General features: G+C 43.7%; 24 protein-coding genes and 1 other RNA gene. 6 read left to right on the top strand and 19 right to left on the bottom strand.

The genetic code is table 11. The annotated features are described in order from the left end of the window. Positions 1-8 precede the first annotated feature (8 nt). The 4 genes from AC3CH4_RS04550 to AC3CH4_RS04535 form a co-directional block, all read right to left on the bottom strand. Complete coding sequence (locus tag AC3CH4_RS04550; RefSeq protein ID WP_016768496.1) at positions 9-623, bottom strand: LysE family translocator; 615 nt, start codon at positions 621-623, stop codon at positions 9-11. Between the two features lie 130 nt (positions 624-753). Beyond that, a complete protein-coding gene (locus AC3CH4_RS04545; protein ID WP_372244258.1) occupies positions 754-1,071 on the bottom strand; it encodes a hypothetical protein in 318 nt (105 codons plus the stop codon). Positions 1,072-1,210: 139 nt separating this feature from the next. After that, on the bottom strand, positions 1,211-2,647 hold the full coding sequence (locus tag AC3CH4_RS04540) for a lipopolysaccharide biosynthesis protein (protein WP_488543366.1): 1,437 nt from the start codon (positions 2,645-2,647) through the stop codon (positions 1,211-1,213). A gap of 16 nt (positions 2,648-2,663) precedes the next feature. Further along, on the bottom strand, positions 2,664-3,590 hold the full coding sequence (locus AC3CH4_RS04535; RefSeq protein ID WP_065205633.1) for a glycosyltransferase family 2 protein: 927 nt from the start codon (positions 3,588-3,590) through the stop codon (positions 2,664-2,666). Between the two features lie 294 nt (positions 3,591-3,884). Here AC3CH4_RS04535 and AC3CH4_RS04530 point away from each other — a divergent pair, with 294 nt between their 5' ends. Then, positions 3,885-5,030 (top strand): glycosyltransferase, encoded by a 1,146-nt coding sequence (locus AC3CH4_RS04530; RefSeq protein WP_488543365.1) that lies wholly within the window; start codon positions 3,885-3,887, stop codon positions 5,028-5,030. Between the two features lie 180 nt (positions 5,031-5,210). Here AC3CH4_RS04530 and AC3CH4_RS04525 read toward each other — a convergent pair whose 3' ends face one another. From AC3CH4_RS04525 to AC3CH4_RS04500, 6 genes are all read right to left on the bottom strand, one after another. Further along, entirely contained in the window at positions 5,211-5,984 is a 774-nt protein-coding gene (locus AC3CH4_RS04525; protein ID WP_488543364.1) for a ribonuclease H1 domain-containing protein, read from the bottom strand. 192 nt (positions 5,985-6,176) lie between these two features. Beyond that, on the bottom strand, positions 6,177-6,668 hold the full coding sequence (locus tag AC3CH4_RS04520; RefSeq protein WP_016768490.1) for a DUF2059 domain-containing protein: 492 nt from the start codon (positions 6,666-6,668) through the stop codon (positions 6,177-6,179). Positions 6,669-6,776: 108 nt separating this feature from the next. Continuing rightward, entirely contained in the window at positions 6,777-7,118 is a 342-nt protein-coding gene (locus AC3CH4_RS04515; RefSeq protein ID WP_241903970.1) for a DUF805 domain-containing protein, read from the bottom strand. Between the two features lie 347 nt (positions 7,119-7,465). After that, on the bottom strand, positions 7,466-7,795 hold the full coding sequence (locus AC3CH4_RS04510) for an AzlD domain-containing protein (RefSeq protein ID WP_488543363.1): 330 nt from the start codon (positions 7,793-7,795) through the stop codon (positions 7,466-7,468). Continuing rightward, complete coding sequence (locus AC3CH4_RS04505; protein WP_488543362.1) at positions 7,792-8,526, bottom strand: AzlC family ABC transporter permease; 735 nt, start codon at positions 8,524-8,526, stop codon at positions 7,792-7,794. Before AC3CH4_RS04505 ends, AC3CH4_RS04510 begins: the two co-directional genes overlap by 4 nt. A gap of 107 nt (positions 8,527-8,633) precedes the next feature. Continuing rightward, positions 8,634-9,467, bottom strand: coding sequence for an AraC family transcriptional regulator (locus AC3CH4_RS04500; protein WP_488543361.1), 834 nt, complete (start codon positions 9,465-9,467; stop codon positions 8,634-8,636). Between the two features lie 237 nt (positions 9,468-9,704). On the opposite strand from AC3CH4_RS04500, the gene AC3CH4_RS04495 reads away from it, so the two are divergent. After that, a complete protein-coding gene (locus AC3CH4_RS04495; RefSeq protein ID WP_341634802.1) occupies positions 9,705-10,043 on the top strand; it encodes a hypothetical protein in 339 nt (112 codons plus the stop codon). A gap of 51 nt (positions 10,044-10,094) precedes the next feature. Here the strand turns inward: AC3CH4_RS04495 and AC3CH4_RS04490 are convergent, their stop codons facing one another. Beyond that, positions 10,095-11,018: a DMT family transporter gene (locus AC3CH4_RS04490; protein WP_017073554.1), complete on the bottom strand. Its 924-nt coding sequence runs from the start codon at positions 11,016-11,018 to the stop codon at positions 10,095-10,097. A 216-nt stretch (positions 11,019-11,234) separates the two neighbouring features. Between AC3CH4_RS04490 and AC3CH4_RS04485 the strand changes: the two genes are divergently transcribed. Next, on the top strand, positions 11,235-12,299 hold the full coding sequence (locus tag AC3CH4_RS04485; RefSeq protein WP_488543360.1) for a bifunctional transcriptional activator/DNA repair enzyme AdaA: 1,065 nt from the start codon (positions 11,235-11,237) through the stop codon (positions 12,297-12,299). A 108-nt stretch (positions 12,300-12,407) separates the two neighbouring features. Here the strand turns inward: AC3CH4_RS04485 and ffs are convergent. Together ffs and AC3CH4_RS04475 are read right to left on the bottom strand one after the other, a co-directional pair. Next, positions 12,408-12,504: signal recognition particle sRNA small type (gene ffs, locus AC3CH4_RS04480), an RNA gene on the bottom strand. 197 nt (positions 12,505-12,701) lie between these two features. Further along, positions 12,702-13,445: a VP0952 family biofilm-associated protein gene (locus AC3CH4_RS04475; RefSeq protein ID WP_017073556.1), complete on the bottom strand. Its 744-nt coding sequence runs from the start codon at positions 13,443-13,445 to the stop codon at positions 12,702-12,704. Positions 13,446-13,496: 51 nt separating this feature from the next. Between AC3CH4_RS04475 and AC3CH4_RS04470 the strand changes: the two genes are divergently transcribed. Beyond that, on the top strand, positions 13,497-13,799 hold the full coding sequence (locus AC3CH4_RS04470; RefSeq protein WP_171314671.1) for an MGMT family protein: 303 nt from the start codon (positions 13,497-13,499) through the stop codon (positions 13,797-13,799). Positions 13,800-13,883: 84 nt separating this feature from the next. Here AC3CH4_RS04470 and AC3CH4_RS04465 read toward each other — a convergent pair whose 3' ends face one another. Further along, positions 13,884-14,324 (bottom strand): YbaY family lipoprotein, encoded by a 441-nt coding sequence (locus AC3CH4_RS04465; protein WP_488543359.1) that lies wholly within the window; start codon positions 14,322-14,324, stop codon positions 13,884-13,886. Between the two features lie 168 nt (positions 14,325-14,492). Here AC3CH4_RS04465 and tesB point away from each other — a divergent pair, with 168 nt between their 5' ends. Further along, positions 14,493-15,353 carry an acyl-CoA thioesterase II gene (gene tesB, locus AC3CH4_RS04460; RefSeq protein ID WP_029224851.1) on the top strand — a complete coding sequence of 287 codons (861 nt, stop codon included), beginning with the start codon at positions 14,493-14,495 and terminating at the stop codon, positions 15,351-15,353. Between the two features lie 158 nt (positions 15,354-15,511). Here tesB and AC3CH4_RS04455 read toward each other — a convergent pair whose 3' ends face one another. After that, positions 15,512-16,177, bottom strand: coding sequence for a hypothetical protein (locus AC3CH4_RS04455; RefSeq protein WP_488543358.1), 666 nt, complete (start codon positions 16,175-16,177; stop codon positions 15,512-15,514). 72 nt (positions 16,178-16,249) lie between these two features. Next, a complete protein-coding gene (locus tag AC3CH4_RS04450) occupies positions 16,250-16,705 on the bottom strand; it encodes an Lrp/AsnC family transcriptional regulator (protein ID WP_017073561.1) in 456 nt (151 codons plus the stop codon). Between the two features lie 147 nt (positions 16,706-16,852). On the opposite strand from AC3CH4_RS04450, the gene AC3CH4_RS04445 reads away from it, so the two are divergent. Further along, positions 16,853-17,920, top strand: a complete 1,068-nt coding sequence (locus AC3CH4_RS04445) for a PLP-dependent cysteine synthase family protein (protein ID WP_017073562.1) — start codon at positions 16,853-16,855, stop codon at positions 17,918-17,920. 104 nt (positions 17,921-18,024) lie between these two features. On the opposite strand, the gene AC3CH4_RS04440 is transcribed toward AC3CH4_RS04445, so the two are convergent. From AC3CH4_RS04440 to AC3CH4_RS04430, 3 genes are all read right to left on the bottom strand, one after another. Then, positions 18,025-18,345, bottom strand: coding sequence for a DUF1244 domain-containing protein (locus tag AC3CH4_RS04440; protein ID WP_010439576.1), 321 nt, complete (start codon positions 18,343-18,345; stop codon positions 18,025-18,027). A gap of 141 nt (positions 18,346-18,486) precedes the next feature. After that, complete coding sequence (gene vexH, locus AC3CH4_RS04435) at positions 18,487-21,600, bottom strand: vibriobactin export RND transporter permease subunit VexH (protein ID WP_488543357.1); 3,114 nt, start codon at positions 21,598-21,600, stop codon at positions 18,487-18,489. Beyond that, on the bottom strand, positions 21,600-22,676 hold the full coding sequence (locus AC3CH4_RS04430; RefSeq protein WP_488518602.1) for an efflux RND transporter periplasmic adaptor subunit: 1,077 nt from the start codon (positions 22,674-22,676) through the stop codon (positions 21,600-21,602). The genes vexH and AC3CH4_RS04430 overlap by 1 nt, the downstream gene beginning before the upstream one ends. Positions 22,677-22,900: the final 224 nt, after the last annotated feature.

Raw genomic sequence — 22,900 nt, 5'->3', positions numbered from 1 at the left:
AACGAACCCTACTGACGGCTCAATAACAAATTCGCACCAGATAAGGCAAGAAACACAGAACATGCTTTATTGAAGCGCTTGGCCATTTTAGGCTGTGAGAACCAATTTCGTAGATATAAACCAAAAGCAGCATAGATAGAAATAGCGAGCATTTCTAACACAAGGAACGTGCTTCCCAAGATAAAAAACTGAGTGTTAACGTTCGCTGAAACATCAACGAATTGAGGTAGGAATGCGGTGAAGATAAGAATGGCTTTAGGGTTGCCAGCTGCGAGTGTGAACTCTTGTTTGACTAGGCCGAACCAATTTTTGTTACGATCAATTCCAACAATAGGGCTGGCTTGTGAGCGCCATAAGTTAAACGCAATCCACAATAGATACATGGCGCCAAATAGCTTGATGAGAAAGAACAAGGTTTCAGAAGTATAAAGCACAACGGCTAAGCCCGATGCAGCTAACGCGATCATGCCAGAAAAGGCAGCAACTCTTCCTAACCCAGCAACTAAAGCAGCTTGAAATCCATAACAGCGAGCGTTGTTCATCGACAATAGATTATTTGGGCCCGGCGTCATGTTGAGCGCAAAACAGGCCGGGATAAACAGCAGTAACTTCCATATTTCCATTGAGACTTCCTAGTTACAATATGCCAAGGTTATTGAATCGTTTAACGCAATATTACCTTTTATAACAGCATTTGAAATCTTTTATAGTAACACTTGAAAGCTGTGCCAATACTCTGCCACACCCCTTGAATTAGTTTTCGAAGAATTGCTCGTATTCTGGAGTCGACAGGTTTTCCGCAACCCCAATCTCACCGACGATATAAATCGCACTCGCGAGAGTTTCTAACGTTTGATTCGGCTCGCGTTCAGGTACGTTGCCAACAACCGGAACAGATTTAGGTTCAGAGACAGAATTACAAACAACACTTTCACATACGATGTTTTGTTGTTCCAACGAGATGGCTTCTGGTACATCAAAGTCTCCCGCTGGTAAATCAGAGTTAGAAAGGTCTAAGGCACCGTAAGAGAAGGTCGAAAACAGAGCTGAAAGTACAATCCACTTATTCATAATTCTTTCCATAGTTAATATTCATCAAACCTATAAATACTATCTAATCATAAACATTATGAACAGTGTTTTATTTTAAACTTCTAAGACTTTTGATTCACTGACTTAGAAACATTCAAGTTCTGAATAGGAGGTAATATCAACTTACCTGTGAAGGTTTGTTTGACGTGAACCTATCAAGTACCACCTGAGGGATCATGATGACCGAGTATTTAATAAAGGCCACAAGCGTCATCACTGCCATAAAGCTTCCTAAAATAAAGTCATGAACATCAACGAGCACCAACCCGAGCAATCGATCACAAGTGACCGCAACTACCGCAATACTGAGCGCTACAATCCACTTACTGTGCTGATAAGGTAACGGCTCCATTGTTTGACTAACGAAATATAAAAGTAGTAATCGCAATATGTAAGTGCCACAGAGAACAACAATAACACCCCACACGCCATAAATGGGCGTTACGGTAACATAACCAATAGCGGCCAAGATCGCGCATCCGCCTTGAATCCACATTTGTGATTGACTTGAGTTTCCACTGAAACAGCCAAGATTCAAATAATCACCTGCGTTCTTGATAACACTAATGGCAAGCAATGCGACAACAATCGTACCCGCATATTGATAGCTACTTGGCAAAATTAAAGCGATAAAACCTGGAACAGTTAGAATCATCAAAGCACCCAATACGATGGCAAAATTAACGCCGACTAAGGCTTTATCAGCACAATGTTTACTGCCGCCTGTCTGTTGAAGAATGGCGACACGGTTTGGGAACCACCAAAGTGCATAGGGTTGTAATAACAATCCAAGAATCAACGCAAATTTACCACTGACTGCATAAATCGCCAGCTCTTCGACTCCAACGAAACTTGCCATGACCCAACGATCTAAACCCGTGATCATGTACATTGATGCCCCCCCGACCAAAGCGGGTAACCCAAACTTCAAGATCTTAGTTGAGTATTTAAAACAACCAAATGTTCCCATCTCTTGCCATTGATAGCGCACTAAACAAATCATTAGCAGCACACTAGAGACTGCAGCAGAAATCAGCACACCATCAATACCATATCCAGCCTCAAGAAGCGCAAAAGTCATGAAGGCTTGAACACCCGCTTTCAATACATTAAGCAAGCAGAATCGCTTCGCCATCGCGTTCATTCGCATTAGGGTAAGAGGAATAGAGATTGCCCCATCAAGCATCGTAGGAATAAGCAGTAGTAAAATTTGGTAGGGTTGAAATTCGACGGGCAACATTAAGAGTAACAACGGCATACTGAGCGCAATTAATAGCCCTCCGAGTACACACACCAAAACACTTAACGTAAAACAGTTCGAGATGAGTTCCCGTTTTTCATCGCCATCTGCCACGCCCACATAACGGTACATTGCCTCAACGATACCAAAGCTAAACAATATCGTTCCAATATCGGCTAACAAAACAATCGCTTCTAAAGAACCGTATTCTGCTAGCGTCATTTTGTGAGTAATGTAAGGGATCATCACTAGTGATATTCCTTTCATCATCACAATACCAATGGCGTAATAGGCTGACTGTTTTAAAGACCCCATAGCAATCACCTGTTCCTTACCATGCGGGTGTTAGGAAACTCTTACAGTCACCGATTAGGTGTCGTAACGTTCGCTTTTGAGGGGCCATAACCAAAGATCGAAAGCTATAAGCAACCGCCTGTTTGTTGTGGTGTAGACTTCGATAATAATCAGCGTAGCCTTCTAGTATTCTCGCCTTTGCGATTTTAAAGCTAGAAGAAGGCAGGTTCCAACGTTCACTGCCATTTTGGTAACGCTGAAGAATAGTCTCTATAGACTGCAAATTCCTCAATTTGAAGCTTTCAGTTTGAGTGACAGAACTCGACCTCATTAAATAACCAACCTGCACTGAATTCAGCACACCAATCTGATGATTCTCACTGAGTCGAAGCCATAACTCCCAATCTTCCCCATACTTTATATCAGCATTAAAACTGTCTGTTTGAGAGAACACATCAGCTCTAACCATCACTGTCGATGTACCAATCACGTTGTTTTCAATAATGAACTCCAGTGGCTTTTCAATATTGAAGAACAACTCATCTTTCTCTTGGAACTGTGACCAATAGCTAAAGCAGTCGATAATCACTTGGTAGTCTTCAGTGAGATGTTCGTAATTGGTAAAACTCATCGCCAACTCAGGGTTTCGTTGATGGAACTCGATCTGTCGCTCGATTTTCTCTGGATACCAGAAATCGTCAGCATCTAAAAAAGCGATGAATTCACCAGTCGCCCTTTCAATCCCTAGGTTTCTGGCTTGAGGTGCACCTACACCCAGAGTCGCTATTTTAACTATACGTTCGTCGTGTATGGATGCGAGATAAGTTGACGTTCCATCATTGCTGTTATCGTCAATAATGATTAATTCGATATCTTGATGAGTCTGTTTGAGTACGCTGCCGATTGCCTTCGGAAGATAGTCCAAACAATTATAAGTAGGAATAACAATACTAACTTTAGCCATAGTGACGCTCTCAAATTTATACGTTGTACAGCTACTTCTGCATATCCTGTGCCGAGCATTCCTCACTATTAAACTGGCTTTATATCAGCAGCCTACGTGCTTGTTCGCAAAATGACGACCAAGCGCAGTCTGCAGAAATACTCAAATTTCCAATTTGAATGCCATTTTGAGAAAACCAGTAGCAACCTAACGATAACCACAAGAAAACCATTAAAAAGCGCCGAAAAAACACCCTTTCATCTTGGTTCGTATCTTGCTTAATCCATTTTAGTGGCCAGTAAAAGGAGCTTAAAAATGAAAAAAGTAGCATTTGTAGCGCCTACCTACCCTGTACTGAGCGAGACATTCATTCAGACAGAAGTCGACTCCGTGAAAGCGTGTGGGCATCAGGTATGCGTAATGGCATTCGAAGTAGAAGAAAGTGAAATAGCTTTCGACTATGACATCGTGAAAATTGGCAAGGATGTTCGGGCGGGCAAGATAACTAGCATCAACTGGGTGGGTTTTGTCAAAGCACTTTCGTTTGTATCTAAGCAGACTAGCATGCCGAAGAAGTCACTTTTCGCTTATGGATTTAAGTTGGCTTTACAACTCGCAGAAAAAGACGTTAACCATGTCCATGCTCACTTCTGCCAACACACCACTGCCCACGCTATTGTCGCCGCTAAGCTTCTCAACATCACTTGCTCGTTTGTCGCCCATGGCCATGATGTTTACGAGTTCGCTTACGATATTGAACATAAGATTACATCGAGCGATTTTGTAGTCGCGGTCTGTAAAGACATGCTCACCGACTTTAATCACATGGCAAAAGGTAATATTAAGCTCCTGCATTGCGGTGTAAATACCAAGCAATTTCAACTACACCCAAAGACCGAAACCAAGCAGCTTCGCTTTGTTTTCCTTGGAAGATTAGTTGAACAAAAAGGTATCCACTTTCTCATTGATGCCTTAGCACCCATAGCCGAGCCTCTGGACATTCATCTCGATATCGTCGGTACTGGAGATCTAGAGTCCCAGTTAAAAGCGCAAGTCGAACAACAAGGGCTAACTCGAAATGTCAGCTTTCTTGGTTCAAAGCCTCATGGGTGGGTAAAAGAGCACTTACCGAGCTACGATTGTTTAGTCGCTCCTTTCTGCTTTTCAGAAACAGGTTGTGTCGATACTGGACCGTTAGTACTAAAAGAAGCCATGGCAGTCGGAACACCCGTGATTACAACCAACATTATGGGCTGTAAGGAAATTGTCACACCTGATACCGGATTTTTAGTGAATGAAAAAAACGTCGAAGAGTTAAGAGAAAGCATTGAGCGTTTTGCGCAATTAAGTAGCGAAGACAAAACAGAAATGGGGATGATGGCAAGAACCAGAGTAGAGAAGCGATTTAACTCTCTTAAACAAGCTCAACAACTGTCTCATTGGATAGAAAACCCAGTTTAAGACTATCTAAAAACACGCAGATAGATGTGAAATGAATTTGAAACTAGAAGAGAAAGACACAAACCATAGCGTTACATTGGTGCGCACTGTAACGCTTAATATGGTATTAGTTTGGATAAAACTAGCCCTACGCTGGGCTAGACTTGATTCCGTGATTAAAAAACAGCTCGCCGAGCTTTATTAACCCGCTCGCAACGCTAATATCTCAGTAAGATCGTCTGTCTCTGTATATCGATTCAGATCTTGTTCTTTAGAAGCAATCGCAACGATCGACATTCGGTCTGCAAGTTCATTACCTTCAATACCAACATGACCGTTAACATGGTGGATAGTGATTTGAGAAGCGAGCTCTTGGTACATCGCATAAGCTGGCTTGATGATATCGAGGTTTTTGATTTCACCACCCGACTTCGTCCAACCTTTTTTCTCCCAGCCCGTTGCCCACTTAGTAATACAGTCAATCGAGTATTTTGAGTCACTATAAATTGCAACAGACAAGCCGGCTTGCAGTTTCTCTTTTGCAATTATAAATGCTTGCTTCAAACCTTGTAGCTCTGCGGTATTGTTAGTACCCATTGGTTGGTAAAGACCATACCACAACTCAGTTAAATCATTGTTCAGGTACACCGCTAAGCCTGTACCGGCTTCACCTGGGTTTGGCTCACAACCGCCATCAGTAAAGATCTTGATATCAAAAGGCATATCAGTGATTTGTTGTTGAGAGAGAGGCGGAACCTTCGCTTTAGTCGCCTTACCCGCAGAGCTTGGCTTTGTAGCCGAAGAACCTGACGCAGACGACGTTTTACCACCTAAAGCAGATTCAGCCTCGCCTAATGTAGGAAACGATTTGTATCGCGCACCAGCAAAGCCATCAACTTGCGATTTACACTCATTCCAAGTGGTAAAAATACCCGGTGTACGACCTTTCCAAACCACATAATATTTCTTAGCCAAACTAACTCCTTACCAGAACCTTAAAACACGATCCCCACACCTAAAATGATTCAGCTGTGGGGACGCTATTATGCCTGATTACGTTCGTAACACATAAGTCATTACATAGAATACACACGGTGTTGTGAGAATCGAGGCATTATCGAACAAGTATAGAGCGTTAATTAGAATCACCAACCTGATGACTTTTAATTAGGAGCCTCTATGTGCTTTTAGATCTTGTTTTAGTTTGATCGTTAACTTTTGAACCTTAGGTATCACTTGCTGCATTAATGACTGAGTCATAACCATCGACTCTGTCGTCACAGTTGGCATTTTTTTCAGAATGCTTTTCCCATGTTCTGTTTTGTAGAAATCAATCATCGCACCGAGCTCATCTTCAGTGAATTGATTACTGTAGATCGTTACAATTGTTGGTTCCAGTTTTTGCCAACTGACCTCTTCTTTCATCAACTCGTTCATACTCTGATAGTAATCATCAAAGATAGCTCGTTCTGACTCCGAAACCTCTAGCTCTTTAGACATATTGGTCATCATGCTATCCATTTGAACGTATACCGCGTCCAACGTGGAATCGACATCCATGATCTGAAGAAGCTCTTGTACTAATGCTTGCTTAGTATCTTGTGCAGCCGATAATTTCAGAGGTACGAGTAGAAATAAGATTACGAGAAATCTGTACATTGTTAGGTCCTTATGTCCTGTTAAATTAATTACGCTATGCGTTCGACATATAGATAGCTCATCGAACACACTCTTAAATGCCGCGGATAACGCATCATATTGAGCAAATTAAACTTGGGGTACCGACCTAGGATTATCACCATACTTGTTTGCTCCTGCAGTACCATTAAATGCTAAGAAACATAACATGATAAAAAAGCCGGCTACAGGAACAAAAAAGAGAAGTACCCACCATCCAGTCCTTCCCATATCGTGTAACCTGCGTATCGTGACTGATAAGCTTGGTAAGATGATAAATAAAGAGAATACCCCACTTAAAATTCCGATCGCAGAATTCGAGTTATACCAACCTAGCCCTTGATCTATGAGAGTTAAAACGAGAGTAATTACGACGCTTACAGCGAAAAAGTACCAGTACTCTTTGCGACGAGCTCTCCCTCGAAACTCCATAGGCTTCTTTAATACTTCAATAAACCAATTCATTTAAATCTTACCTAATTGCGAAATCGACATACGTAAAATAGCAACTCAACATGTTGAATTATTTGCAAATTTACTTCCTTTTAATCCATAAGTAAAACGAATTAAACAGCACGAAATCATATAAAATCAATTGCACTCAAATAAGAAACATCATTCGGAAATGTTTAGGGAGGTAAGGACAGATCGCCTCTGAATAAAGGAGCACAGGTATTTATACTAAATTGAACCTAGGAGCACTCGTTTCAAGTAATGACTCATACACTTGAAACGAGGATAACTAATGCCGCGACACACCGTATCAATTGAGCTGCGTATTAATGGAAAAGGAAATCAACCACGACAAGGTTGTAGAACAAGAACACCGCCATACTGACTCCAATCGTTAACAGCACATTGCCTGTTTTCCATATCAACAACCCAGTCACAAGAGCACCGATCAAATATGGATTTTCGAGGCTTGGCCAGAATGATTGCTCAGGAGCGAATACAATCGGCCCCCAAATAGCCGTTAATACCGCAGGGCTTGAATAACGTAGTAGACGCCTCGCTGTGCTATTTAGTCGAAGAGGAATTGTAGGTTCTAGAAACACATATCGACTGAAAAAAACAATCGCTGTCATGAGTACGATCGATAACCAAATCATGCAGACTCTCCTTCATTGGCTTGTTTCTGACCATTGTTACGTTCAACAAATGATTCACTAATGAAGCCCGCCAACATACCTGAAATCGCAGCAATCATCAGCCCTCCTTCAACCTGATTGACCGCCATTGCCACAGAGGTCACCAATGACACCACAACACACACCACCGTTGGCAGTGTTCGAATCAAAGGAAAAACCAAAGCAATGAAAGTCGCGGCGACCGCAAAATCGAGGCCAATCTCGTTAAGTGATGGAATTTGACTACCTGCGACAATGCCGACAAAGCTGGCAATATTCCAAACGAGGTAAAATCCGCCGCCCACGCCTGCGGCATACCAACGATTAAACTCTTGTTGGGATTGCCCACTGCAAATCGCGAACAACTCATCAGTGAGCCAAAAACCAAGCAATAAACGCCAACGTGCAGGAAGGTGACTAATTTTGTCACGCATAGAGACACTATAAAGAAAGTGTCTTGACGTAATAAACAGCGTGGTTAACAACATAGTCCCTAAACCAATGCCCGCTTTAAACATACCCGCAGCCACCAGTTGAGCTGAACCTGCAAATAAAATGGCAGACATAGCCTGAGCTTGAAGCTGATTCAGTCCAGCATCTATCGCATACGAGCCCGCTAATATGCCCCACGGTATGACGGCAATACTTAACGGCATCGCTGCCATAACGCCTTTCCATAACTGCGTACGTCTATCCATTGTGTTGTTATCCATATTTTCCTAGTTCTCGTTACATTGGTTTTCCACTGTAAAAGAGCACTCACTTATTCGATTGTACAAATTTGCTTTATCGCCAAAGCACAAAGTTAAAAGCGATCAGATCAGCACATCTTAATATACTGACCTGGGGTGTAACCGTTGGCTTTCTTAAAATGTCGATGAAAATGGCTTTGATCGTGAAAGCCACACTCTTGAGCAGTGTCCGAGATCGAATGCCCTTGCTTTAGCAACTTACGCGAAAGCCTGAGTCGGGATTGAATTTGATATGCATGTGGCGGAAGACCAAATTCTTTTTGAAAAGAGCGCACCAAGTGAAATGGGCTTAAAGCCGCAAGCTTCGACAATTCTTCCAATGACACATCCGCTTGTGGAAAATCGTCTAAAAACTCTTTCACTAGAATAAGTTGCCGTTGAGTTTTTCCATCTAATTGAGGTTTAAGGCTCGATTTACCATGTCGGCTAATCAGTTTAACCAACATCCCGTACATTAAGGTTTCTCTTAGCAGGCGATTATCTGATTCATCAATCGTGTTGAAAACTAATCTGAGTTGATTGGCGAGTTCAGGATCTTCAACAACCGCTCTAGGGAAGTAAGGAGCCCCGTAATTCGGCAGATTGAGTTCCTGCGTGATTTTGGCAAGTTGTTCTGGCAGTGGATACATTGCACGATACGCCCAACCACCTTCGGTAGCAGAATGACCGCTATGAACTTCATCAGCATTAACCAGAATGATGGCATCTTGAGGCGCGACATGATGCCCTCCCGTTCGATAGAAGCGCTGAGCACCCTGCTCAATCACACCGAGAGTGTAACCTTCATGGCTGTGACGTGAGAAGTTCTGCTTTTCATATTCTGCATTGAGGATTTCAAGGCCACCGAGTTCTTCTGTGATCTTGTATTCGGCTTTCTCTTTAGAACGCTTTTTGTTATCCATAACCATCCCCAAGCCTTTTAATTATCGAGCGACTTATCAGTCTACTCTATAGGCTCTCGCAACTTTTGTACAAAATTGCGCATTTGGTCGTTAATACCGTTTTCGTCGTTGGCTTAATAACGCTTTCTAACTGGGAGGAAAGTCTTGGTCTATAACTAGTTGGCGAGAAATTGACAAATTAGTGTGGCAATCATGGCAATACTCTCTTCTAATCATCGGCAACAGACCTGATACACCATGAAAAATACGCTAATCCTTTTCTTTTTCCTGAGCCTAACTGGCTGCACACACAATCAATCCAAAGCTTTAAGTATGAACTCCTCGTCAGTCAATACGTATCCTCAATCGATGTCGAACCTGCAACTGTGCGACACCTTGTATTACGGGCGCTCAAGCAACCAAACACTCGCAGCGATTGGCAGTGAGTTTAATCGCCGAGGGCTGTCAAAAAGTTGGTGTGATATAGAAACCAATAAGCTCTACTTAACAAAGACAATTGATTGGGTTGCTGACAAAGTAGAAGACAAAGAAGATTCAGACGAAGAAGCGTCTGCTGTTGTGTTGCCTGCGAATTAACGCCGTTTACTAAAAACGGCTTTGTGATGAAGATTGGGGGCGATATACCACTCAAACCTTCGCCAGTTTAATACGGCGCCACAATCTTCCATCGATGGCCGACAAGCCAATAGCGATCAACAACATGCCAACAAAGTGAATAACTTCTAACGACTCATTGAGGAACAGAGAACCAAGCAAGATGGCGGAAACAGGCACTAACAAGGTAACGAGTAAAACATTGGTCGCCCCTGCCAGTTCTAGAATTTTAAAGTACAGTACATAAGCGACCGCTGTCGATAAAACTGCAAGCCCAGCGATAGCCGCCCATGTATCTCCACTCATTGCTACAACATCAAGTGGGCCATCCACCATTAACGCAACAGGGGTTAAAACAATCGTTGATGCTGTTACTTGCCCTGCCGCTGTGATAATCGGATTGATCTCCATAGCTTTGAATCGACGACCGTACACTCCTGCAAAAGCGTATGACAAAGCAGCCGCGATGATTGCCAACTGAGCAATAAAACTGCCACCTCCGCTCAGAGCAGGCAACCCTATCATCACAACCACACCAACAAAACCAATGCCGACACCCACGAGTTTTAGCGGTGTTACACGCTCATCAGGTAATAATATTCCTGCCACCACAACCGCGAAGATCGGTGTCGCTGCGTTAAGGATCGACGCTAGCCCAGACGCGATTTGAGTTTGCCCCCATACGATAAGCGCGAACGGGACGACATTATTAAGTAAACCCATTCCTAAAAAGGCCCCCCAAACACGCAACTCTTTAGGCGGGCGAAGCCCTATCATCAAAGCAATAATCCACAAAGTGATGGCAGCAATTCCCACTCTAAGCGCGACTATGGTTAACGGAGGAAGATCAGTAACCACAACACCAACGAAGAAGAACGATCCTCCCCATAGCATGGAAAGAACAATCAGCATTGCCCACACACGGGCATTCATTGAGATATTAATAGTCGATGTCATGGTTCAGTTCACTCTTAAATAATTGGTATATGATCAATCTTAGCGACCCACAGAAATACAAAACATCCGATTTTTGCGTTATATCTATATTGTTCAATCCAAGAGCGATTGAACCTCAAGTGCTTATAATAAAATTAGTTAGCAAGAAACGGATGGAACCATCACCGAACATGCGGTTAGATAGTGATAGACCAGTAATTAAGTAGAGATTAAGCCATGCCAATGCCACCAGAACTCGAAATGAGAAAAGCGATAGCCGTCAGAGACAAGTCTTTCGACGGGCAATTTTTCTATGGTGTTATCACTACGGGTGTTTATTGCTTGCCATCGTGTTCTGCGAGGCCTGCAAAACCTGAGAACATGAGGTTCTTTGAAAGCATTGAAATGGCGATGTTGGCAGGCTTCAGGCCATGCAAACGCTGCCACCCTTTTCCGGGAAACTCTCGAGTAGAAAAATTGGTAGAAGTTGCACGCCACATTGAAGCGCACGCTGATGAGAAACTCACACTTTCTAACTTAGGTGAAATTGCGGAATTATCTCCCTCACGATTACAAAGGCTGTTCAAAGAAGCATTCGGAGTGTCACCTAAAGCGTATCAAGATGCCGTTCGAATGCGTCACTTTAAGAGCTCTCTAAAACAAGGAGACGGCGTAACCGACGCCATCTACGCCTCTGGTTTTGGCTCAATTAGTCGTGTCTATGGAGAAGCAACTCGCAACATCGGTATGGCACCAAAAGCCTATCGAGCAGGAGGCGCTGGCGAAACAATCAATTATGCATGCCGCCAAACCTCACTCGGTTTCATGATGATGGCCGCGACCGATAAAGGCGTCTGTTTCGTGCAATTTGGTGACAATGAACAAGCACTATTAGAGCAATTGAGTAGCGAGTTCCCAAAAGCCGAACTGACAATTTCTGCGTCACTAGATACGCCCGAGTTGGATTTCTGGATAGAAGCACTCGATCAGCACATCAGTCAAGGCGCCCCAAGACCTGATTTGCCACTGGATATTCGAGGAACTGCATTTCAGATTAAGGTATGGCAGTTTTTATTGAGCATCAAAGAAGGCGATATTGTGAGCTACAGTGAAGTAGCTGGTGAGATCGACAAACCAAAAGCGGTTCGAGCGGTAGCATCAGCTTGTGGTAAAAACCGGATTGGCGTGCTGGTACCTTGCCATCGCGTTCTGAGAAGTAATGGGGAGCTAGGTGGATACCGTTGGGGATTGGAACGTAAACGCGCGTTATTAGATAAAGAGCGATTAGTACGAGACAAGTAAGCGCTATAGTAGCTAATCAATAGACTTGAAGACGTTATTTAAAACTACAATTAAAAAGCTTCAGATAGCAAAAAGCCGCTCATTAAGAGCGGCTTTTTATATGGGTGGAAGCCCCAGCCACATCCCGGCACACACGTCGCCTGCTGCGGCTGCTCCCTTCCAGGCCTGACCGAGTTCACAAGTTAGTGTTGCGGGAGGACCAGAGCCTCCATAGATTCTTTTTCTAAGAGGCTTGCCTCAAAGAGTGATTGGATTATTAAGCATCGCAGCAACCATTGCAAGCTCTTCGACCCTATTTTTGAACAATTGCTGTCTAAGTGCTTATCCTTTATTCAAACCAATAGAAAATCGCAGGTAAATTCACCATTTACCTGCGTTCTAAGGGCTTGAGTTTCTGTGGTGCTAGATATCGATGTCTTCGTTATCTTCGGTGCGAAGGATGTAATCTGTCATCCATGCCGTGCCTAACAGGCACAACCAAACCACAAATACCGGGCTTGGAACCTCAATGCTTGGGGTAATCACCAGAGCAGCAAAACCGACCGTTGGTAATGTCCAACACAATAGCTTATTCCATCGGAAGGTTTTCAAACGCGTCAGTGTTTCCATCGATGCCATAATGCCTGTAACACACAAAGCAACCAAAGCTGCATAAGGTAAGTCGGCTATCCACAATGGAAGAATCAAACCTAATGACCACCAGCTGTGTCGGCTGGCTGGTTTAAGGTGATTCGCTGCCCACCAAATCACAATGATCGACAAAGTCTGTAGTGTGGTAATCCAGGGGGCGCCATCAAGCTTACCTGCTGACTGCGTTACCATAATCCCGACTTGCAAAGTTGCTACAATCAAGCCAGAAATAATTACGACGGATAAACTACTGCGTTTTGAAAAGACCACCATAAGCAGTGGGAATAATACCCACGCACTGACAGACAGCGTGATGGGTTGTAAAGGCAGGGTTAAACCATAGGCAGTCATGGATGCGAGCAAAGCTAACCCTGCGATGCCTCCCTGCGGTAAGATCCATAAAGCAGGAATAACCATTGCAAGTACTGGGATATCTCCCTCACTTAAACTGATTGCTCTCGCGCAAACAACCGCTAATAATGTGGTTATCAAGAACTGAAACGTTGAAAATACCATAGCCCTCTCCTTCTACCGATCCGTGGTATTAATGAACTAGGAACTTTTAGTATGGACCAATTTTTGCCCCAAATCTTTGCTGTGATTCACCAAATTCCATATGGGAAAGTAACAACTTATGGAGACATAGCACGTTTTTCAGGTTTTCCGGGCTATGCACGACATGTAGGTAGAGCATTAGGCAACTTGCCTGAAGGAAGTACACTACCTTGGTATAGAGTGATTAACAGCAAAGGTGAGATCTCTTTGAAGGGGGATTCGTTTGATCGCCAAAAGAAGCATCTGGTCGAAGAAGGGGTTGAAGTGAGTGACGCAGGAAAGGTAAAACTCAGAATATACAAATGGCAGCCCTAGAGCTGCCATCAATTACATAACTAGTTAATAAGCTAATAAGCTAATAAGCTAGTCAAGATGCCTTGATATGGCATCCATTCCTAGTTAACGAACACCAACCAAGCGCAAGTCTGCTTGTTGCGTGTTTTCTACATCAGTAATTACAGGCTTAATTGTGTCTGTTGTGAAACGTAACTTACCGTCGACATGAATCGTTGCGCGCATGTTGTAACGGTGGTTAGCTTGAATTTTGTTGTTGTCGTAGCTCAATTCGAATGCGAAAGGGACTTGCTTACCATCAGCTGTGAATTCTTGAGTCGCAATCACCGTTGATGGCGCGTCAGCAAGTGAAATATCTTCTAGCGTTACGGTAATAACTGCATTCTCTGGCAATGCAATTCGTTCACGATAGCTTACTGTGCCTGAAATCACTTGGGTATTCTCTGCAACGGCTTCTTGAGAAGCATTCGTTTCTGATGTTGCTTGGCAACCAACCAGTAGGCCAAACGATAATAAAGACGTAATAAAAATTAGAGCCTTTTTCATATTCAATTTCTCTCAACATGTTTGTCGGAATCGACAAATCTACGGCCTAATTATAAGAGAGCTTTCATATTCTGTCTCGAAACCCTATGATTTATTGACAGATATTTGACTAAGCTAAATGATTAGCACACTAATCTGACACCCATTTTACGAAGAGGAATGCTGGCGATGAGTCAACCTTTACAAGAATTACTCAGTTTACTTCAGCTAGAAAAGCTGGAAGAAGGTTTATTCCGAGGGCAAAGTGAGAACCTAGGTCTTCCCCAGGTTTATGGCGGTCAGGTATTGGGACAAGCGCTTTCTGCGGCTCGCTATACCGTTCAAGACGACCGCAGTGTTCACTCGTTCCATAGTTACTTTCTGTACCCTGGTGATCCTGAAAAGCCAATTATTTACGATGTTGAAAACCTAAGAGATGGACGCAGCTTTAGCACACGTCGTGTTAAAGCAATTCAAAATGGCCGCCCTATTTTCTATCTCACAGCTTCTTATCATGGCGATGCTCCAGGTTTTGAACACCAAATTGCAATGCCTGATATTCCAGGGCCAGAGAACTTTGCATCAGAAACCGAGTTAGCGAGCCATATCGCTGAATTCTTACCAGAGAAGCTACGCAAAACCTTTTGTGGAGAAAAACCGATTGAGATGCGCCCTGTTACGGTCGTTAATCCACTAAACCCTAAAAAAGCCGAAGCGAAACAATACTTGTGGGTAAGAGCAAATGGTGCGTTGCCAGACAACCAGCTTATTCACCAATATTTGTTGGCATACGCGTCTGATTGGGGCTTCTTGGTGACAGCGCTTCACCCTCATGAAGTATCGATCATGACGCCAAACTTCCAAGTTGCAACGATTGACCACTCTATTTGGTTCCACCGTCCATTCAAAATGGATGAATGGCTGCTATATGCGATTGAAAGCCCGACCGCTGCCAATACTCGCGGCTTAGTACGTGGTGAGATTTACAACCAAAAAGGTGAGCTAGTCGCGACAGCCGTTCAAGAAGGTGTGATGCGCTTTACCAAGTAACGAGCAAACACTTTTTATAACTGTGAGCATTTTTTAAAAGCGACGTACATTTTTAGAAACGGCGAACAAGCACGTTCAAACCCAAAAGGGGCTAGGTATCATACCTAGCCCCTTTTTAGTAACGCTGACGAAAGAACGTCACACAAAAACAGTAAAGTCTATTCAACCTCTAACGTCGGCTCGAATTCACTTTGTACTCGCATTTTAATGCCATCTCCAGCGTCTCGCAGTAGATTAAATGGTGATAGCACCACCCCTTTCACCGCACCTTCTGCAGCTCCCTGAGCTAACTCTCTACTCTTATCGGCTAGCAGATTAGCTTGTACCAAAATATCAGGCACTTCAGCTCTAAGCATTTCGGATTCAGTGACAATCACTGGAATGGTTTGCTCCCGATAAGATGTACTTTCAGCGAGCATTGGCGGCATTACATCGACACGGTATCGTTTTAATTCCGTTAGTGTTGGGGGAATAACATCGGTTCTTACTTGCTCTACTTCGGTTCGAACACTCTTAACTTCATCTAAGATAGCGGGGATTTTGCTATCGACCGATGAAACAGTTTGATTAACTTCATCGATGGTTTTACGGACATCTTCTACAGTATCCAACACCTGAGGAGCCAGTTCATTAACATGCTCAGCAAACGCCAAAAGCTCTTCCACTTTTAGTCCCTTGGTAAGACCCGATAAGTCTTCAATAACTTGCGGATAAGTATCGACGATCTCCCCGACTTTATTGGTAAATGAATAGATGGTGTAGCCTAAATAAAAAATGGCGACGGCTAACACCAATTGGATCGCGGTAGAGATTTTTGCAAACATGAATAATCCTTTTCTTTATCGCAGAGGCGATGTCTAAACTGAGACAAGATGTAACGTGTGGCTAGGTTTAACTTACAGCGGCAACGCTGTCGTGTACTTCAGTGGTTCCATCGCAAAAGTCGACGTCACATTAGATATACCATCAATGCTATTCACTAAGCGTTTGTAAAAGTCGTCAAAGCACTTCATGTCTTTCACCTGAACCTTCATCATATAATCATACTCGCCCGCCATACGATAAAACTCCATCACTTCTGGAAATTCAGACACAGTATTCACAAAACGACCATACCACTCATGAGAATGATCACTGGTTTTAATCAATACGAACGCGGTAAAGGAAAGATCGAGCTTTTCAGGATTCAACAACGCGACTCTTTTCTCAATAACTCCGTTCTCTTCAAGTCGTTTAAGTCTTTTCCAACAAGGCGTGGTCGTCAGGTTGACCGCTTCAGATATGTCATTCAACGACAGCGTGCTGTCTTCTTGTAACAACCTTAATATCTTTTTATCTACGGCATCTATCACACTTTCACCAAATCAGTTTTAAAGAGAATAATTTTCTACAATTTAAGCAAAACAAAGGAAATATGGCAAAGTTTTTCTCCTTGGATATCGCTAAATTATAACCATACCAATTACAAAGAATTCCTACTTAGTTTCAGGAGAACGCCTATGTGTACTGACCATCAATGGATTAACAACGCGATTCGTAAAATTGAAGCCGATTACCAACGCTCAGCGGATACGCACCTGATCAAGCTCGATCTACCTAGCGTAGAAGGCATTGATATTTATCTTAAAGATGAAAGTACACACCCAACAGGCTCTTTGAAGCATCGTTTAGCGCGTTCCCTTTTCCTCTATGCGATTTGTAATGGTTGGGTTGGCCCAGAAACCACGATCATTGAATCTTCATCAGGCAGTACAGCGGTGTCTGAAGCGTACTTTGCTCGCCTGCTTGGCCTTCCGTTTATTGCGGTAATGCCAAAATGCACAGCGAAAAAGAAAATTGAACAGATTGAATTCTACGGCGGTCAAGCGCACCTTGTTGAGCGTTCTGACGAAATCTACGCAGAGTCTCGTCGTTTGGCTGAAGAGTTGAATGGGCATTACATGGATCAATTTACTTACGCTGAGCGCGCAACCGACTGGCGTGGTAACAACAACATTGCCAACTCAATTTTCAATCAAATGCAGATGGAAGATCACCCAGTTCCAGCTTGGGTGGTAATGAGCCCAGGTACAGGTGGTACATCAGCAACCATTGGTCGTTTTATTCGCTACCAACAGCATGAAACTAAACTTTGTGTTGTCGACCCTGAGAATTCTGTATTCCATGAATTTTTCAAAACAGGCAACGCGGATGTCAAAGGCAACACATTCAGCAAAATTGAAGGTATCGGGCGCCCACGTGCAGAGCCTAGCTTTATCTCGGGTGTGATTGATGAGATGCGTACAATTCCAGACGCAGCAAGTATCGCTACTACGCATTGGCTGTCTGATATTCTTGGCCGAAAAGTTGGTGCATCAACCGGTACTAATATGTACGGTGTGCTTCAACTAGCCAGTGAAATGAAAGCACGCGGAGAGAAAGGCTCTATCGTGACTTTATTATGTGACAGTGGCGAACGTTACCTAGACACTTACTTTAATGACGAGTGGGTAAATCTAAATATTGGTGACCTACAACCTTACGCGGCGAAGTTAGAGGCTTTCTCGCAAACGGGTGAGTTAGCTTAAGCTCGACACTAGCATTCAAAGCTAAGATTAGCGTACAAAATTAAAAAGAGCCCTGATGGGCTCTTTTTTGGTTTGTTCTATTAATCAATCTCTAGCGAGAACAATTATTCTGGCTTCTGCTTCGCTTCAAACGCCGCTAGTTGCTCAGGTGTCGCTTTTGGTTGATGGTTTTGTTTCCACTCATCGTAAGTCATGCCGTATACGCGCTCACGAGCGTCATCGATATCCAAGTCTAGGCCTTGTTGCTCAGCTTCGGCTTTGTACCATTTACTGAAACAGTTTCGGCAGAAGCCCGCCAAGATCATTAGGTCGATGTTTTGCACATCTTTGTTGCTATCTAAATGTGCTAACAGGCGACGAAAGGTTGCTGCGTCTAGTTTGTCTTGTTCTTCTTGAGAAAGATCTTTGTATTTAAATTCAGCCACTTTACTTTCCTTTATTCGATTTATTGTATTAATTCGTTGAGCTCTGTTTGTTATACAAAAAAAGCCTGCCATTCGCTAGGAGCAAACGCAGGCTTTTCAATATTGTTACACTATTCCATGTTCATTAGCCGTGCGTGTTCATTAACCGTGACTGCTTCTTCCCACGTTATCGTGGCTCAGTTCTTTATTTAGAACCGCTTCCACATGACCTGGAGAACGTGTTGAGCCAGAAATCAGTCGATACATCGCAGGGATTACGAACAGAGTAACCAAAGTTGCAAAGCCCATACCAAAGAAGATAACCGTACCCACAGCCACTCGGCTTTCGTAACCCGCGCCCGTTGAAGTAATCAATGGGATTGCACCGGCTAGTGTGGTGAACGCCGTCATCAAGATTGGACGTAAACGTCGAGCCGAAGCATCAATGATCGCCTTTTCAAACTCAATGCCACGGTCACGAAGTTGGTTAGCAAACTCTACGATCAAGATACCGTTTTTGGTCACCATACCGATCAACATGATCATACCAATCTGGCTATAGACGTTAAGCCCTTGATTCATCAACACCAAACCTAAGAAGCCACCAAAGATACCCATAGGTACGGTGAACATCACCACCAGCGGGTTAATGAAGCTTTCAAACTGCGCGGCCAGTACCAAGTACGCGACCAGCATCGCTAGCGCAAATACCACTAAGATACTTGATTGGTTCTCTTTAAAGTCTTTTGACTCGCCAGAATAGCTAACTGAGATATCGCCTGGTAACTGCTCAATCGCTTGTTCATCAAGGAAATCCAGAGCATCACCCAGCGTGTAACCTTCCATTAGGTTTGCTTTAATGGTCACCGATTTCTGCTTGTTGTAGTGCGATAAACGAATCGAGGATGCCACTTCTTCAATGTGCGTCAGCGTGTCGAGCGTAACTAGCTCGCCAGACTGAGTTCGCATGTAGATTTGGCTTAAGTCATTAGCGTTGTTAAAGCTGTTTTCATCACCACGCAGGTATACGTCGTACTCTTCACCACGGTCAACGAAGGTGGTTTCACTGCGTCCGCCAAGCATGATTTCTAACGTATCTGAAATATCTGAAACGCTAACACCTAACTCTGCTGCACGCTGCTTATCTACGGTTACCAATAGCTCTGGTGTTTTCTCAGAGTAATCGATGTCCGCGCCTTCCATCATTGGAGACTCTTCAGCGGCTTGCTTTAATAGCTCGGCCCATTTTTGAAGTTCAGTGTAATCAGAACCGCCAAGTACAAATTGAACTGGCTCACTTGACCCCCCTTTGAAGCCAGGCATGAATGGGAATACACGTACATCAGGAATGCCATTCAAAGATTTACGAACTTCATTCAACGCTTCTTGTGCTGTAACGTCACGCTCATCCCAATCTTCTAGGATCATGATAACGAAGCCCGTTTGGTCGCCCGCATTACCACCAAACGCTGGTGATTGAATACTGAATGACTTCAAGAAGCCTTGACCAAGCAATGGCATTAAGCGCTCTTCAACGATGTCCATGTTGGCAGACATACGGTTGTAACTGGTTGCATCGGCACCACGAACAAACGCAAAGATAACACCACGGTCTTCTTGTGGAGTCAGTTGCGACGGCACTTGTTGCATCAAGCCATAACTACCGCCCATACACGCGATAATGATGATTGGAGCTGCCCAACGCCAGTTTAGAGCACGACGCAAGACCGAGCGATATCCAGACTCAAGCTTGCCAAATACGCGCTCGACAAACAGATTGAAACGGTTCGGTTTAACGTTCGCTTTTAGGATTTTACTGCCTAACACTGGCGTTAACGTTAATGCGACTAGCGACGAGAAAATCACCGACATCGCCAACAATACCGAGAACTCAGTAAACAGAAGACCTACCATGCCATCCATGAACGAGATTGGTAAAAATACCATCACCAATACAAGCGTTGTTGCGATTACCGCGAAGCCTACCTCTCGTGTTCCTTTATAGGCTGCAAGCAGTGGTGACTCACCACGTTCAATATGGTGGAAAATGTTTTCTACTACCACAATCGCGTCATCGACCACCAAACCAATCGACAGGATAAGTGCCATCAAGGTAATCAGGTTGATAGAAAAACCGAAGTAGTACGCCGCAATAAACGAAGAGATCAAAGAGACGGGTACGGTTACCGCTGGAATAAGTGTTGCACGTGCTTGACCAATAAAGATGTAAAGCACAAGGATAACTAAGCCACCCGTAATAAAGAGTGTGCTGTAAACCTCTGAGATCGAACGATCGATAAAGACCGTTGAGTCATAGTCGACCGCCAGACGAGTCCCATCAGGTAGGAACTTTTGAATTGCTTCGACTTCTTTGTGTACTAAGTCAGCAACCTCAAGTGGGTTTGCATCTGACTGAGGCACAATACCCATACTTACGTTAACAACGCCATCACTCTTAAAGGTCGAGTTCTCGTTTTCTGCACCAATGTATACATCCGCTACGTCTTTCAGGTAGATAGGCGTGTTATCAGAGGCACGTTTTACCACTAGGTATTCGAAATCTTCCGCTTCAGTGTAAGAACGAGCTGTACGCACCGACATCACAATCGCGTCATTACGTACTTCACCACCCGGGCTTTCAATATTCTCATTGTTCAATGCAGAAGTGATGTCCGAGGTAGTAACACCACGACCCGCCATCTGAGCAGGTTTCAGCTTGACGTACATTACTTTGTACAAGCCACCTGAGATATCCACCGAGCTCACACCTGAGATCAAACTAAAGCGGTCAATCAACACTCGTTCGGTGTAGTCGGTTAACTGCGTTCGGTCCATCTCAGTCGAGCTTAAGTTAATGTAGACCGAGGCTTCGCCACTACCATTGTTCTTATAAACAATGGGGTCGTCGGCTTCATCAGGCAATGATCGCTGAGCACGAGCGACCGCATCACGCACATCACTCACACCCGTATTGAGGTCGTAACCAAGCTCAAAGGTAATAGTGATACGCGACATGCCGTTACGCGTTGTGGATTCGATCTCATCGATACCACTGATACCGGATAATTGGTCTTCAAGATTGGAGGTTATTTGACTTTCAATGATGGTGGCAGACGCACCCTCATAACGAGTACTGATCGATACCACCGGGCTTTCAATATCAGGCATCTCACGAACCGCGAGCTTATTGAAAGAGACGATACCAAACACAACCAAAAGCAGGCTCAATACGACAGCCGCTACTGGTCTCTTTACAGAAACATCAGATAACAACATTAGTTAGCGCCCTCTTGTGCTTTTTTATCACTTGCTGCATCAGTTGGGCGATTAACGGCAAGCTCTTGAACCAAGACTCCGTCACGCATGTTCACGATACCTTGCACCACGATCTTCTGACCAATTTCGATGCCTTTATCAATCACGACTTCGTTATCGATACGCGCACCCAAGAACACTTCTGTTCGAGTTGCCTTGTTATCCTCGCCAATCACATAAACAAAACGTTTAGTGCCCGAGTACTCCAAGGCTTGGACTGGAATAATTGGTGCTTCTACTGGTGGGAAGTCCATATCAGCCGCGACTAGCATACCCGGTTTTAGGTAATCATTGTTGTTATCGAAATGAATTCGAACTCGCAGGTTCAAAGTTTCAGCGTTAATACGGGAATCGATACCAACTACTGTGCCAGTGAACTGAGTATCGCCCCAGGCACTGGTGTGAGCCGTTACTTTCATACCTTTAGAAAGTTTAGAAAGGTAGCGCTCTGGAATTTGAAGATCTAACTGCATCACAGACAAGTCATCTAAGGTCACGAGTTCAGTGCCTGCTGTCACCATTTTACCGCGGCTAAAGTCGATAAAACCGACAGTGCCAGAGAAAGGTGCGCTGATGTGTAGATCTTTAAGGTTAGCGTTTGCGGCAGCTAAGCGAGCGTTGGCGATCTCTACGTTTGTTTTCTGAGCATCAATTTCAGTTTGCGTGATCGCGTTACGTTTCACTAGGCGTTGAAATTCCGCTAGCTTACGTTGCTCGTCTTTTAAATAAGCTTGAGCCTCTGCAACCGCGGCTTTCGCTTTGTCATCATCGAGTTGAACCAACATCTGCCCTTTAGTGACATCTTGATTGGCTTTAATGTTGATAGAATCGACTCTGCCAGCTACTTCAGAAGTGATCATGACCGATTGCTCGGCTTCTAACTTACCGACCAACGAAAGAGATTGGCTAACTTGGTGAATATCAACCTGCTCAGTCACAACAGTGACAGTGCTAGGGCCCATACGCTTAGCAAGTACGGCTGGAGACGCCATAAGAATAGACAAGCTAAGTAGGGTTAAAACAGATTTATGCTTCATAATAATGGTCTGCAAGTAAGTTTGTACCAATCACAGTGAGTAAGTGGTCAGAAATAGCGTAGGGAAAAGGCTTGAGAACAAGGCAGAATTTTCGATAAGTAGTTATCCTACAATCAAAAATTCTAACGCAGTTATCGAGCATTTTAACAAGCTAGAATGACAAGTTACTTACTACGATTGGTATTATTATCTATAAATGAAATTAACCGTATTCTATCAACTGA

The sequence above is a fragment of the Vibrio sp. QJM3NY_26 genome, from assembly GCF_057786005.1.
This window is presented reverse-complemented; position numbering and strand designations above follow the sequence as displayed.

Coding starts and splice junctions, on each gene's coding strand:
- AC3CH4_RS04500 (WP_488543361.1), bottom strand. CDS start 9,467: ATGGATAACAAAAAGCGTTCTAAAGAGAAAGCCGAATACAAGATCACA.
- AC3CH4_RS04495 (WP_341634802.1), top strand. CDS start 9,705: ATGAAAAATACGCTAATCCTTTTCTTTTTCCTGAGCCTAACTGGCTGC.
- vexH (WP_488543357.1), bottom strand. CDS start 21,600: ATGTTGTTATCTGATGTTTCTGTAAAGAGACCAGTAGCGGCTGTCGTA.
- AC3CH4_RS04470 (WP_171314671.1), top strand. CDS start 13,497: ATGGACCAATTTTTGCCCCAAATCTTTGCTGTGATTCACCAAATTCCA.
- AC3CH4_RS04530 (WP_488543365.1), top strand. CDS start 3,885: ATGAAAAAAGTAGCATTTGTAGCGCCTACCTACCCTGTACTGAGCGAG.
- AC3CH4_RS04430 (WP_488518602.1), bottom strand. CDS start 22,676: ATGAAGCATAAATCTGTTTTAACCCTACTTAGCTTGTCTATTCTTATG.
- AC3CH4_RS04465 (WP_488543359.1), bottom strand. CDS start 14,324: ATGAAAAAGGCTCTAATTTTTATTACGTCTTTATTATCGTTTGGCCTA.
- AC3CH4_RS04445 (WP_017073562.1), top strand. CDS start 16,853: ATGTGTACTGACCATCAATGGATTAACAACGCGATTCGTAAAATTGAA.
- AC3CH4_RS04550 (WP_016768496.1), bottom strand. CDS start 623: ATGGAAATATGGAAGTTACTGCTGTTTATCCCGGCCTGTTTTGCGCTC.
- AC3CH4_RS04510 (WP_488543363.1), bottom strand. CDS start 7,795: ATGATTTGGTTATCGATCGTACTCATGACAGCGATTGTTTTTTTCAGT.
- AC3CH4_RS04520 (WP_016768490.1), bottom strand. CDS start 6,668: ATGTACAGATTTCTCGTAATCTTATTTCTACTCGTACCTCTGAAATTA.
- AC3CH4_RS04475 (WP_017073556.1), bottom strand. CDS start 13,445: ATGGTATTTTCAACGTTTCAGTTCTTGATAACCACATTATTAGCGGTT.
- AC3CH4_RS04485 (WP_488543360.1), top strand. CDS start 11,235: ATGCCAATGCCACCAGAACTCGAAATGAGAAAAGCGATAGCCGTCAGA.
- AC3CH4_RS04490 (WP_017073554.1), bottom strand. CDS start 11,018: ATGACATCGACTATTAATATCTCAATGAATGCCCGTGTGTGGGCAATG.
- AC3CH4_RS04540 (WP_488543366.1), bottom strand. CDS start 2,647: ATGGGGTCTTTAAAACAGTCAGCCTATTACGCCATTGGTATTGTGATG.
- AC3CH4_RS04535 (WP_065205633.1), bottom strand. CDS start 3,590: ATGGCTAAAGTTAGTATTGTTATTCCTACTTATAATTGTTTGGACTAT.
- AC3CH4_RS04505 (WP_488543362.1), bottom strand. CDS start 8,526: ATGGATAACAACACAATGGATAGACGTACGCAGTTATGGAAAGGCGTT.
- tesB (WP_029224851.1), top strand. CDS start 14,493: ATGAGTCAACCTTTACAAGAATTACTCAGTTTACTTCAGCTAGAAAAG.
- AC3CH4_RS04545 (WP_372244258.1), bottom strand. CDS start 1,071: ATGAATAAGTGGATTGTACTTTCAGCTCTGTTTTCGACCTTCTCTTAC.
- AC3CH4_RS04515 (WP_241903970.1), bottom strand. CDS start 7,118: ATGGAGTTTCGAGGGAGAGCTCGTCGCAAAGAGTACTGGTACTTTTTC.
- AC3CH4_RS04455 (WP_488543358.1), bottom strand. CDS start 16,177: ATGTTTGCAAAAATCTCTACCGCGATCCAATTGGTGTTAGCCGTCGCC.